A 13,199-nucleotide genomic window follows, 5' to 3' on the forward strand; every position below is an offset into this window, starting at 1 on the left:
CTGGAAAGTGCAGAGGGATATCCATCCGCGTAGCCGGCGCCTATAACGGCAATTCTTGTGGCGCTGGTTGCCGTCCATGTTTTACCGTAAGAAACAGATTCTCCCGGCTGGAGATCGTTGATATGAATGACGCGCGACTTGAGCGCCATAATCGGCTTCAGTCCAAACTGCCGTGCCAGGCGTTGTGATGCGGGGATGCCCAGCAGCGCGCCACCGAGCCTGATTAATTCTTTTGGGTGCCGACCAATGTGGTCCCGCAGATTTAGCAGGGTGCCGCTGTTGCCCACATGGAAATAGCCATCAAACATCGGAAATGCGTCGAGGACTGCATAGGCAGCGTCAATTTGCCGGCGGGCAAAGGTTTTATCCCGGTCGCCTGCTGTTGCAAGGTGTGACCAAATGCCGGCTACGCGGATCGAGGATGCCTGCATGAGTTGCGATATTGTATCGGGTGCAACGGCTTGCGACAGGCCAAGCCGGTTCATGCCTGTATCCACTTTTACGTGGACGGACAGTCCGCTGATGTTTTTTGCTGCCAGCACTTGCTCAGCAATGGCAGCCGAAGTGATCGATGCATCGAGTTGCAATGCAACATAAACGGGCAGGTTTTTGGGGTGGGGAGGCGAAGCAACAAGGATGGTTGCATCAGGCGCGTATTCCCGCAATTTGACAGCTTCGTCGAGTGTGGCAACCATAAAATGGTTGAGCCCGGCTGCGAGGAGATAAGGCACTATCGCTGTCATGCCGTGGCCATACGCATCAGCCTTGATAACAGCCATGAGTGCAATGTTGCCGGCGTGTTTTTTTAAAAGCTGGATGTTTTGCTGTAGCAAACGGGTATCGATTTCAGCGAAGGTTGTATACCCTGGCTGCGGGAGCACCATATTGTGCTGCGGCGTGTGAATAATAGTTGGCAATCTGGTCAGCAACCGTTGAATTGGTGAGCAGTAGAACGGGCAAGGCTAATGCACCGCATGGCGTGGTGTTCCTGCGCTGCTAAAGCGGCAAAACAGGCCATTATTGCAGTTGTATTTGAACCCTTCATGCAGTATCGTCATGGGGTTAAATTCTCTTTACAATTCCTGATCTCAGATGCAAATTCGACGTCTTTATATACTGGTTTTCCTGTTGTGTGTCGCACCACTGGGTAGCGCACCGCTGCACACGGCAGCAGCACAATCTATTCCGGCCCTCACCCTCGAAGACATTCACAGTTCGGGTAAATTTGCGTCTGCCTCGTTTCGCGGCGGCCGCTGGGCCAATGAGGGGCCAGTCATTCGCTTTATCGAGCGCGATGCGGATACAGGCGCCACCCACTTGATGAGCTTCAACCTCGAAGATGAGCAGCGCGAAGTGCTTATTGATGGTGCAAAATTACAAGCTGAAGATGTGGACCGTCTGATTAGTATTGAGGGGTATACCTACAGTGCGGATGGCGAAAAAGTACTGCTGTACACCGATTCTGAACGTGTTTGGCGCGCCAATACAAAAGGATATTACTACGTGTACGATCTGAAAACCCACAACCTTTCGCCAATCAGTAGCCGGGACGAAGGCTATCAGATGTTTGCTAAGTTGAGCCCGGATGGCAACCACGTTGCGTTTGTCAGAAACCGTAACCTGTTTCTGGTTGATTTGCGGACGATGCAAGAAACGCAGCTGACAGATGACGGCGATGACGGGAAAATTATCAATGGCACGTCAGACTGGGTATATGAAGAGGAGTTTAGATTGCGCGATGGCTGGTCTTGGAGCCCTGATGGCAAGTACATCGCGTTTTACAAGTTTGATGAAGCGGCCACACGCGATTTCTTCATGACTGACTTGTTGAAGCAATATCCGGAAGAAGAACGCTTTCGGTACCCAAAAGCCGGCGAAGATAACAGTGAAGTGAAAATTGGGCTGGTAACTGCCGCAACGGGTGATATCCGGTACTTTGATACCAATACCTGGTTTGCCGGCGGCGATACGCATGAGTACATCCCGCAGATGGGCTGGACGCCGTCAATAGATGGTACGAGTTACGTCTGGATGATCCGCCTGAATCGTGATCAGAACGACCTTGACTTGATCTATGGCGATCCTGAAACGGCGACAGCCGAAGTTGTACTGGAGGAACAGGAGCCCACCTGGATTGATGTGAACAGCGGCAAAATCACGTACCTGGCTGACAACAAGCATTTTACATGGATGAGCGAAACGGATGGCTATCGGCACATCTACCTGTATAAAAATTCGGGGGAGCTTGTGCGTCAGGTTACATCAGGTGCCTGGGAAGTTGCCTCGGTGGCCGGCATCGACGAAGAGAAGGGCCGTATCTATTTTACCGGTACCATTGAAAGTCCGCTGGAGCGGCAACTGTATGCTACGTATTACAAGGGCCGGCGCAGTAAGCAAGCACCCATGCGTATCTCGCAAGGGGCCGGCATGCACCGTATCGACCTGTCCAAAGACGCCCGCTATTATATAGACAACTATTCCAACGTCGAAACGCCATCCGTGGTGACCCTGCATAACATCAAAGGCGATGTCATCCGTACGCTCGAAAGCAACGAACAGTTGATCAATACGCTCGGTTCGTATGCGTTGGTGCCACCTGAGTTTACCAAAGTGCCCGGCGCTGATGGCAGCGAACTGAACGCATACCTCATCAAGCCGCGCAACTTCGATCCTGCCGCTACATACCCGGTATTGATGTATGTCTACGGCGGGCCGGGGTCGCAAACAGTGACAAATTCCTGGGGTGGTAGCCGCTTTTTGTGGCACACCATGCTGGCCAATGAACTCAATATGATTGTTGCCAGTGTAGACAACCGCGGCACAGGCGCGCGGGGCAAGGCTTTCAAAAGTGGTACGTACAAGCAATTGGGACAAATTGAAGCAGCGGATCAGGTTGCTGCTGCGCAATACCTCGGTAGTTTGCCTTATGTAGATGAAGACCGGATTGGTATCTGGGGATGGAGTTACGGTGGGTACATGACGTTGATGTCTATGATGGCAGGAGAAGGCGCTGAAACATTCAAGTTTGGTGCTTCCGTGGCGCCTGTTACCGATTGGGGACTCTATGATACCATCTATACGGAGCGGTATATGTCTACCCCGCAGAGCAATCCTGATGGTTACAAGTTGGGGGCACCGCTTAACTACGCAGCAAATCTCGGTGATCACCAGCGGCTGATTATTGTGCATGGCGACTTTGACGACAACGTGCATTTCCAGAATGCAGCGCAGATGGCTAACGAGCTCCAGGCAGCAAACAAGCAGTTTGAGTTCATGATGTATCCGGGGCGTAACCACGGTATTTACGGCGGCAAAACCCGGCTTCATTTACATACCATGATGACGCGGTTTATTCGTGAGGCCTTGAACGACCCGGTTGTCGGACTGCCCGAAATAGATTGATAAATACTGACGCTCTTTTTTAGTAACAGCAAACTCCAATCGTACCATTCATGCCTAAAACACCAAATTTACTGCTTCAAGGCGGTACCCTGATGGATCCTGAAAACGGATCAAGCCGCCGTGCAGATGTGCTCATTCGTGATGGCGTAATCCAGCAAATCGACGACACTATCGAAGCCGGCGAAGCAGGTGTAGAGGTCTTCGATTGCACCGGTCGGTACTTGTCACCCGGATGGATGGACATGCACGTCCATTTGAGAGAGCCGGGTTTTGAATACAAAGAAACGATTCAGACGGGGTGTTCTGCGGCTACGTTTGGTGGGTTTACAGCGGTTGCATGCATGCCCAATACGAACCCGGCGATCCACACGCGCGACGTTGTAGAATTTATCATCGACCGTGCAGCAGATACGATGGTGGATGTGTATCCGATTGCCTGTGTCTCGAAAGACCGCGCCGGCAAAGAGTTGACAGAAATGGCCGATCTGGCTGAAGGAGGCGCAGTTGCTTTTAGCGATGATGGATCCCCGGTGCAAGATGCCGGCCTGATGCGCCGCGCCCTTGAATACAGCTCCATGCTCGGTTTGCCAATCATCAACCACATGGAAGAACGAACGCTGAACCCCGGCGGGCACATGTTCGAAGGGGATGTGTCGATGCGGTTGGGCATGCCTGGTATCCCATCGCTTTCTGAAGAAGTAATGATTGCCCGTGATATTCTGCTGGCGCAGTACACCGGGGGGCATGTGCACGTGGCGCATATTTCCACTGCCGGCGCAGTACAACTCGTGCGCGAAGCAAAAGCAAAAGGAATCCCGATCACAGCTGAAGTGTGTACGCACCACTTTACGCTCACCGATGAAGCGGTTGAGCGCATGCATTTCTCTACAAATACCAAAATGCACCCACCCCTTGCAGACGAAGCTTCTGTGGTTGCAATTAAAGAAGGATTGAAAGATGGAACGATTGATGCTTTATGCACCGATCATGCGCCGCATGCTTCTTTCGAAAAAGAGGTAGAGTATATCGCCGCTCCATTTGGAATCCTTGGGCTGGAAACGGCATGGGGACTCACATGCAGGGAGTTGGTCGAGCCGGGCGTCATTTCATTGGAGGAAGCGGTCAAGAAATGGACCGTTGAGCCGCGCCGAATCCTCAGTCTCCCTATGCCGCAGATCGCAGTAGGAGAGAAAGCCAATCTGACCATTTTTGACGCGACGACAACCTGGACGTTTGAAGAACACCAGATTCGCTCGAAAAGCAGCAATACGCCGTTTGTTGGAGATGAAATGGTGGGTAAAGCCTGGGCGGTATACAACAAGGGGCATCTGGAAAAAGGGTAAAACCTGATACATAAAGCAATTTGCAAGTTGAGCAAAGCGAAGAGTAGAACATGCTGAACATAGGTATTGTCTTCGGAGGCGTCTCGCCCGAACATGAAGTGTCGATTATCACAGCCATGCAGGTTGCTGCTGCGCTGGATACGTCGCGTTACAGACCAATTCCGCTGTATTTGGCCAAAGATGGCAACTCCTATACAGGTGCTAATCTTTTCAATATTGAAGTCTATAAAGACCTGGAAACCCTGATGCTCATTGCCCAGCAGGTTCATCTGCAGGCGGGCGAACATGGCCTGGCAGAACTGGTTGCCAGTGTACCCAAGGGCTGGTTTGGGCAGCAATTGCAAAGGCTAAATATTGATGTGATGTTTTTGGCGCTCCATGGTGGAGAAGGTGAAAACGGTGCAATGCAAGGCATTTGTGAAATGTATGACGTGCCGTATACCGGAAGCGGTGTACTGGGCTCAGCACTTGGGATGGATAAGGTCTTGTCCAAGATGGTCTGCCAGTCGCAGGATATCCCTGTTGTTGATTTTGTTACGCTACGCGATGCTGAATGGGCAAACCGGGAAGAAACCTGGCTGGATAAATGTGAAACTGCGTTAGGCTACCCCGTGGTAGTAAAGCCGGCGCGGCTAGGGTCGTCAATTGGTATCTCAAAAGCCTCCGACAGACAACAACTGGATGCAGCAATAGAAGAAGCCTTACGCTACGATGAGAAAATCATTGTCGAAAAGGCTGTTCAGCAATTGCGGGAGATCAACTGCTCGGTGCTGGGAGACCAGGATGAAGCCATTGCAAGCGTGCTTGAGCAGCCGCTAACAGGGGAGGAGTTGTTAACGTACCAGGAGAAATATATGCGGGGCGGGAGCAATGAAGGGGCAAAAGTTGCCGGTTCAAAATCACCGGCACAAGGCAGTTCAAGTGGTATGGCCTCCCTCGATCGCGTGATCCCTGCACCCATTTCTGATGAGCAGACCAAAGAAATTCAGGCGCTCGCTGTACGCATTTTTCAGTTGTTCGAATGCGCCGGCCTCGCACGTATCGATTTCATGATCGACGATGCAACCGGTCAGGTTTATTTCAACGAAATCAACACGATCCCCGGCTCCTTCTCCTTTTATCTCTGGGAGCCATCAGGTGTACCTTTTGATGAATTGACACATCGCCTTATAGAAATAGCCCGTTCCCAGAACAGCAAGAAGAGCAAACGCGTCCGCTCTTATGATGTGAACCTGCTGGCCATGCATGGTTCAGGCACAAAAGGGGGCGTTAAGGCTTAAGGAGTTTGTTTTTCATTGACCATCTGTAGCAGATGGTAGGTAGTAACCTGTATGTGAGGCGTCAAATTTCAACACGTAGGCCAAAGAAAATCTTGCGAGGCAATCCTGGTCGTAAGCCGGCGGGGCGGCGAGAAGCAACATAGCGTGCATTGGTCAGATTTCTGACGTCAAAAATAAGTTGAATATGGTCGGTAAGCCGGCCAATCGGAACGCGCAAACGCGTAGATAAATCGATGATGAACTTGCTGTCCACCCGTTCATCTTCCAAAATAGCACCCTGCCCAGCCCGATCTCTTGTTTCTGCAGACCAGGCTGTTCGCAAGCTTATTTGAAATAAGTTGCTCTCGAGTCCCCCTACTACAGCAACCGAGTGTGGCACTACATAAGGAATCTTGTCTCCGTTTCTTACGTTGCCCCAGGGTAAGAATGAACTGATAAAGTTGCTTTTAAATGAAGCATCTGTATAGGAGTAAACAAAACGAAGCGGGGAACTGAGTTGGTTGTTTTCTCGCCATGCATGCTGAAATCCTACTGAGACTTCTATACCTTGGACCATCGCTTCTCCGCCATTGAACAGATCTCCTGTGCCCGTACCACCAGATGATGCAAAGTCAGCACCAATCAAATTGGAGTACCAGGAATTAAAGACAACTGCCTGCACATTGAGTAGATGTTCTAGTGTGCTTCTTAGGCCAAGTTCGGTGTTGATGCTGTTCTCGGGCGAAACTCCAGGTGTGCTGGTTGCCGGTGCAAACCCACGATGTAATCCGCCAAACACAGCCGTTTGTTGACTCAACGCATAATGCAATCCTATACCAGGAATAAGCGTGGTTGTGGTGTTATTACGGGAAATCGGTGCTTCATTTCGGTTTGGATTGTCCAGGCCATAGTCTTCCCGTTCCTGAATAATATGTTCTAACCGTGCTCCGGATGTAACGGTTAAGTCTGCGATCGATAATTTGAATTCGATGAAGGCCGCCAGGGCCTCAGCGCGATCGATTCTATTGCCGGCATTTCCTGGTACGCCAAGCTGTTCCAGAACAATACCTTCACGGGTAGCTTGATACAAATCTGGCCGCTGCAGCCGATCTGCGCGATCTCGATGTAGTCTTAGACCTGCACGTACTTCAGATATGGTACGTTGAAGCGGTGCGCGCCAGCCGGCGACCACTTCTAGGCCACGTACGTTATGTTTTCGATCATTTGAGTGGATGATGATCGCGCCATCCGTTCCGATTGTCTCGCCGCGTACAATTGAAAGTTCTTGCTGATAAAGCACAGGGTCAGCAAGAAGGCGGTTAATGGGGATGGCTAAATCTGTGTCGAGTATGCCGTCACTATTCAAGTCCTCATCGTCTTCTCGTCCATCTTTTACGGCATCGACGCGAAACCAGTCGCGTTCAAAACGGGTCCCGTATAGCGTTGCTGAAACATCCCAGTAATTATTCCAAATGCCTGTATATCGAAGATGATATAGGTTGTGGCTACTGTCAAACCTGTCAAGGCTGCTCCCTTCATAACGGGAGAATGGTGCTTCGTCAAAATCGGCTGCTGTAAGACCGAGATAGGTTTCATTGGATTGCTGGCCATCCACTACTCCTTTGAGTTCCAGGCTGTGAAATACATTGTTGTTGGATACTCTACTGATTCGAAATTTGCCAAGAACACTCCATAAATTATAGCCTGTATTACCTTCCAGGCTTTCCTGTCCCGTTTCGGTAAATCGTGTGAGTTGCTTGAATCCATCGACCTGGTCAGTAAGGCCCTCCAGAACAAATCCGACATGATATCTGCCAAGCTGAATACCGCCTTGTCCAAATCTCGCGAGGATCATTCGTGCCGCATCTGTACCGGATTTTAAATCCACACGCATGTTTAGCGTTGATGGAATACGAACCGATACAAAATTCAAGGCGCCTCCTGTTGTGTAAGGGCCATATGCAATTTGTGAGGAGCCTTTTCTTACTTCCAGTCCGTCGAGCCTGGCTGCGGGCGTGATGTAGTATGCTGCTGGCGCAGCGTATGGCGCTGGCGCAACAAGTACACCATCTTCCATTATTGTGATACCGCGGGATCGGTCCGTAACGGTTCCACGAATCCCGATATTCGGTCGTAATCCATATCCATCTTCTTCCTGCACGGATATGCCGGGGACTTCAGCCAGCATGCGGTGCAGGTCTGAATCGCCAAAACGACGAATGGTCTCAGGGCCCAAAATTGAAACAGAGCCCGGAATATCTCGAACGCCGCCTGGACCTCCTGCCAATCTGCCTGCTGCCTCGATCGTTATTTCGCCTAATTGTTCAATTGCTGGTTGCAGCGAAAAGTTTAGCGTTTTGGAGGTGCCAACCTGAATACTGATTGCCTGACCTAGTGATGTAAAGCCCAGGGCTGAGGCAATAATTGTATATTCACCTGCAGCTACACCTTGTAGACAATACGCACCTGCTGAGTTGGTGATTGCCCCCCACGCACGGCTCGTCTCAGCAAGGGTTGCACCTGGTATAGGTGTGTTGGTGGTCGCATCTGAAACGATCCCCGTAACGACACATGGAGACTGCGCGGTAACCGGTACAGCCGAAATCAAGGTGAAGAGCAGGAATTGGAGGAAGTGCAGGCGCAAAAAATGGGTCATAAATTTTGGCTGTATCTGATAATCCATGGGGCGGGTCCTGGTCCTCTCTGCACCTGTGTAAGATCGACCGTGGGGTCTATTAAGAGCCTACTGGATCGTCCGTTGAAACTGACATAAGCTTCTGCACGCACTTCAACGTCTTGATATCCCGCCGCACGAAACCTGTTTTCGAGATGCCGAGCATATTGCCAGATGAGGTCTGGTTGAAAAGACATTTGGCTTTCCTGGCGTGGGGTGAGCTCATCGCTTGGGTTTATACTCCAGCGATTGCCTGAATCGGGATCTAAAATGTTGTATGTAACCGATCCAGTTTTTTCGGCTACCATGACGTGCCAGGCAAAGCGAAATCCTTCCTCTGTCCACATGCGATTACCGGGGTAAAGGACGTGGCGTAAAGGCAGAAGGCTCTGAATAACAAGAAATACTACTGCAATGGTCATCAACCTTTTATCTGGACGAGCCGGGAGAGGAGCGCTGGGGTCAAACGCATTGGCCATTCTTAATCGGGCGGTGAAGGTACTTGCCCTCGTAGCTACGGATGCATGCCAGTACCTGATGGCTCGGCAAATACGACTATAGGCCTTGCGCCATTCCTCTGCTTCAAAAAACACAAGTGCTGCAGTCATCATTACAATCGGAAATACACCTATGTTGAAGAGCACGAACGTTAACGCATGAAATCCCAGTGCAACACAATAGGCATGTAAACGCCAACGCTTAGAAGCGAGGAAAAAAGCAATGGATAAATCAAATGCGGCACCGCCCCAGGCCATGATCCAGGGAGTCCATGCCATATCGAGCAAGGGACCGATGACTGGGAGGCCTGCACGTGCTGGTAGCCAAATTTGAAGTGGCATAGCATCAAATAGCCAGTCTGCATTTAGTTTGGCAATGCCCGCAAAAAAGTAGACCAGCCCGACCTGGTAACGGAGAAAGAGCACGGTCCATCTTTTCACTGGTTGGGCTTTCTTTCCCCAAACCAGGCTCGCGTCTACAGGAAGTAAAAGAAGCAGGCAGCCTAGTACAGAAACGAAATAATAGTGATTCAGATAGGTGGTCGCGTCGATGAGTTCGAGGTAGGTAAATATTACCAGAAATACAGTGAGCCACCATTTTGCAGCGCGCCCCAGGGCAAACGCGAGTGCGGCCATGATACCGAGCAGCAGCAAGCCATTGATGTAGGGTAGGGGGAGGGGTTTTATCCAGTCAAAACCCGGATAGGAGAAGTGAAATGTTGGTTCTGTATAAAGGGGCGCTGCCCAGCCCAGGATGAGAAACCTGAGCATACTTGCAGCCATTACGAGCCCAAACCCGATTCTGAAAATGCCGAGCACAAGCGGGTCTGTTGTCGAGCGCAAGCTCTGCAAAAGGCTCATGAATCGCCGTCGTTGTCGCTAAACGTGATGCTGACACCCAGCCAATTGGCGAGATCTGCTTTAACAAGCCTCAACAGTTGCCCTGTTTCGGCATACGCAGGCATCAGGGCATCGGGATTGTCTTGTACAAGGGCTTTCAATGAACCTGTCTGGCCAGAAATCTCTGCCTCAAGACGGTCGAGTTGCGCAAGGATAACTTCACCTAATGGACTGCCTTCAAACTCTGCGTCAAGCGTAACAAGATAATCATCGAGGCCTGTGCCACCGTTTGCAGTTATGATGGCTCTGAGTGCATCTACTTCAGCTGAAAACAGCTGGACAGATACTTCAGCATAAGGGGCTTCGACGCGTTCGGGACGAGGTGCTGTATTAGGGTCATCCGGGTTCCGAGCGATTCCCAATGGGGCACCAAGTTTAACATGCCGTAGGTCTTCAGCAACCATAGCCATTTCGTTTACGATCCGAGAAATAGAACTTTGCAGACTCCTTCCTTCTGTATTGGCAAGTTCAAATGCTGCCAGTTGGTTGCCTCCATCCCTACTCCAGGTCTGTGTAAGTTCGCCTGCTTTGGAAGCCACATTTTGTGCAACCGCAAGCACGTATGCTCGGCGTTGGCTGTCTGCACTCATGCGTTCGATGACGGCAGTTGTGCCCCCCTCAAATAACAGGTACTCCAGGCCGGGGAGGCCTCGTGAACTTGATCCAAGTCTTTCGACATAAGCCTCATTTACGGTATCTGTAGTCGCAATGGCATCTTCAATAAAGTCCACGTTGGCAGGCCACGTGTTGATGCGGTTATGGAAAATTCCTGAACGGACGGGCCCTGGTAGATTGAGCGCCGCGAGCTTACGCCAACTGACGGCGGCTGATACCCAGGCATTCTGAGCTGTTTCGAGATTCGGCTGGGAAGGATCTGATGTAAACGCTACTACTGCTCGCTGGAGTGTTGCAGCATCTTGCTCAAAAGCCTTGTGGAGCGGATCGATGACGCTATTTGCCAGGTCAGACAACAGGGCTTGCCGAACAGCAGCGCGATCGTCTTCGCTGCCTTCTGAATCGCAAGCCGCCACTGCTCCTGCCATGATGCAGCACGCGATGAGTCCGTACAAGACACGACGGTTAATTCGATCGAAATACATAAGAATCACAATGAATGAAGAAAAGCAACGAGATTATCCCGCTGCTGCTGATTTAGGTTGCGAAATTTTTCTTTGGCCTGCTCTGCTTCCCCACCATGCCACAAGATTGCTTCAACAACATCACGGGCGCGGCCGTCATGCAGAAGTTCAGTATGGCGGTTCACGGTAGAAATCAACCCGATCCCCCAAAGGGGTGGGGTTCGCCATTCTTGTCCGTTTGCTTCGAAAGTTGATAATCCATCTGCCAATCCTGGCCCCATATCATGCAAGAGCAAGTCTGTGTAAGGGCGAATTGTTTGATTCGAAAGTGCATCGGAAACAGTGCTAATGCCTGTTTCAAATACTGGCACATGGCAGCCGGCGCAACCCGTTTCATTGAACAGTTGCTTGCCTGCAAGTACTTCTTCAGCATCCCAATTGCGCCGTCCCGGGACTGCCAGCGTGCTCGCGTACAATTCTACATGAGCCAGATTTCGATCTTCAATTTCTGGTGTGCCTCCGCCCGGTGCATCACTGCAGGCAGACGGAGATTGGGCGCAGTTTTGATTGGGGAAAATACTACTTGTAATTCCCATGTCGCCGATAAATGCAGAAGCGACCTGCTGTCTTATTGTGGGTTGTTCTCCTTTCCACCCAAAACGGCCCAGGGCATAAGATGCTGTCTCAAAATTCCAAACCTGGTTGGGCCGTCCTGAGATGCCGTCTCCATTTGCATCCGAAGGATCAGCGTATGCAAGAATGGATGCTTCCGGGATTGCTTCCAGCAAGCCAAGCCCAGGCATCTGGTTGGCAACACGCGGGGATACGGCAAGGCCTTCAATAGGGCCAAACGCTTCATCTTGGAACGATAAGACTGGCCGGCGTAACACGTAAGGCGTGCCATCTCCAAAGGTACCAGCTACCTCTTCATACTGAAGAATAACGGTAGCCTCGGTTTCTACTCCTAGAATAGAATTGTCTTGTATTTGGGTGCCGTAGCGGGCATCTGCAACAGGTTCGCCAAGTGGTGTTAGGCCACCCGGTACACCCAAACGCACCAAATATCCCGTTGGACTTTCCCCGTCGAATGCGGGACTTCGGCCCCTTCCATCTTTGAAGTGACAACCGGCACAAGACCGTGCATTGAATACAGGTCCAAGGCCATCACGCGCGGTCGTAGAGGCAGGGGATTGAACCCAGTTCTGATTAAAAAAAGAATTTCCCACACCGAAGAAGAGCTCCTCTTGGCGAGCCAGCCCCGGTGCGGGAAACCCAAAAGCGTTTACGCTTTCATCAAAAATAGTCACATCGCCGCCAGACAATGCTTCTCCCTCTTCTGGCTCCAATACACCTGATCCGCCAACATCGCAGCCGGCGGGAATCAGGAGCAAAAAAGCGATAGAATAGATTAAGAAAAACCGGCGTGTGACAAACGTAATCATTTATTCAGGCAAATCCGTATTGATCGAGATTCCCAATGCTGTTGCTGCAACAACGAAGCTATCTCCAAGGCTTTGCAGAGCATCTACTGAATCTAATACGTCTTGCTGACTATCGATTATAGCACGGTCAAATGGAACAGGGATCGCATTAACAGACTGTAGGGCGGCACTCAAAAGAGCCTCTGTGTCATTTGCAGCCGTTTCATCAACTTCTTCTACAAGATCAGCAATCGAAGCACCGCTAACAGTCGAGCCGTTTGTACGCGTATAACTGCCTCGGTAGACATTAGCTACACCCTGTGCATTGGTGATAATATCACGATGGGTGTTGTCAGAGAAGCATGAGTGTTCGTCTTCCTGGTTTTGGTTGTTCACTGCAACAAACATGCGCTCTACGGCCAATTCTGACTTAGCAAGCGTGCCGATAGCTGTCAGCATGTTACGGAGTGCCTGATCTGGATCCAGGGAAAGGAACGTTGCGCGGTAATTGCCAGAAGTACCAGGATTCCACTCTGTTACCATGTCGTTTAGATGCACCAGGAGTAAGTCAGATGCAGCTACCAGGTAGGCCGCACGCCGGCTTGCATTTGCTTCCGTGGTATA

General features: G+C 50.9%; 9 protein-coding genes. 3 read left to right on the forward strand and 6 right to left on the reverse strand.

Going from position 1 to position 13,199, the window contains the following annotated elements; all coding sequences use genetic code 11:
* The coding region (gene alr, locus AAF564_21460; GenBank protein ID MEM8488132.1) for an alanine racemase at positions 1–884 on the reverse strand (884 nt) is incomplete at its 3' end.
* 208 nt (positions 885–1,092) lie between these two features.
* Here alr and AAF564_21465 point away from each other — a divergent pair.
* Genes AAF564_21465 through AAF564_21475 form a run of 3 tightly spaced genes read left to right on the forward strand, consistent with a single transcriptional unit; the run spans position 1,093 to position 6,025 of the window.
* On the forward strand, positions 1,093–3,402 hold the full coding sequence (locus tag AAF564_21465) for a S9 family peptidase (GenBank protein MEM8488133.1): 2,310 nt from the start codon (positions 1,093–1,095) through the stop codon (positions 3,400–3,402).
* A 50-nt stretch (positions 3,403–3,452) separates the two neighbouring features.
* Positions 3,453–4,745, forward strand: a complete 1,293-nt coding sequence (locus AAF564_21470; GenBank protein ID MEM8488134.1) for a dihydroorotase — start codon at positions 3,453–3,455, stop codon at positions 4,743–4,745.
* Positions 4,746–4,795: 50 nt separating this feature from the next.
* Entirely contained in the window at positions 4,796–6,025 is a 1,230-nt protein-coding gene (locus AAF564_21475) for a D-alanine--D-alanine ligase family protein (protein ID MEM8488135.1), read from the forward strand.
* 61 nt (positions 6,026–6,086) lie between these two features.
* Here the strand turns inward: AAF564_21475 and AAF564_21480 are convergent, their stop codons facing one another.
* From AAF564_21480 to AAF564_21500, 5 genes are all read right to left on the reverse strand, one after another.
* A complete protein-coding gene (locus AAF564_21480; GenBank protein MEM8488136.1) occupies positions 6,087–8,660 on the reverse strand; it encodes a carboxypeptidase-like regulatory domain-containing protein in 2,574 nt (857 codons plus the stop codon).
* A complete protein-coding gene (locus AAF564_21485; protein MEM8488137.1) occupies positions 8,657–10,036 on the reverse strand; it encodes an HTTM domain-containing protein in 1,380 nt (459 codons plus the stop codon). The genes AAF564_21480 and AAF564_21485 overlap by 4 nt, the downstream gene beginning before the upstream one ends.
* On the reverse strand, positions 10,033–11,118 hold the full coding sequence (locus AAF564_21490; GenBank protein MEM8488138.1) for an imelysin family protein: 1,086 nt from the start codon (positions 11,116–11,118) through the stop codon (positions 10,033–10,035). Before AAF564_21490 ends, AAF564_21485 begins: the two co-directional genes overlap by 4 nt.
* Positions 11,119–11,180: 62 nt before the next feature.
* Entirely contained in the window at positions 11,181–12,596 is a 1,416-nt protein-coding gene (locus AAF564_21495; GenBank protein MEM8488139.1) for a di-heme oxidoredictase family protein, read from the reverse strand.
* The coding region (locus tag AAF564_21500; GenBank protein ID MEM8488140.1) for an imelysin family protein at positions 12,597–13,199 on the reverse strand (603 nt) is incomplete at its 5' end.

It is taken from the genome of Bacteroidota bacterium (genome assembly GCA_039111535.1).
In the GTDB taxonomy this organism is placed as follows: domain Bacteria; phylum Bacteroidota; class Rhodothermia; order Rhodothermales; family JAHQVL01; genus JBCCIM01.

Bases quoted from the DNA above. Each gene is read 5' to 3' on its own strand.
- AAF564_21480 (MEM8488136.1), bottom strand. From the start codon at position 8,660: ATGACCCATTTTTTGCGCCTGCACTTCCTCCAATTCCTGCTCTTCACC.
- AAF564_21485 (MEM8488137.1), bottom strand. From the start codon at position 10,036: ATGAGCCTTTTGCAGAGCTTGCGCTCGACAACAGACCCGCTTGTGCTC.
- AAF564_21470 (MEM8488134.1), top strand. From the start codon at position 3,453: ATGCCTAAAACACCAAATTTACTGCTTCAAGGCGGTACCCTGATGGAT.
- AAF564_21465 (MEM8488133.1), top strand. From the start codon at position 1,093: ATGCAAATTCGACGTCTTTATATACTGGTTTTCCTGTTGTGTGTCGCA.
- AAF564_21495 (MEM8488139.1), bottom strand. From the start codon at position 12,596: ATGATTACGTTTGTCACACGCCGGTTTTTCTTAATCTATTCTATCGCT.
- AAF564_21490 (MEM8488138.1), bottom strand. From the start codon at position 11,118: ATGGCAGGAGCAGTGGCGGCTTGCGATTCAGAAGGCAGCGAAGACGAT.
- AAF564_21475 (MEM8488135.1), top strand. From the start codon at position 4,796: ATGCTGAACATAGGTATTGTCTTCGGAGGCGTCTCGCCCGAACATGAA.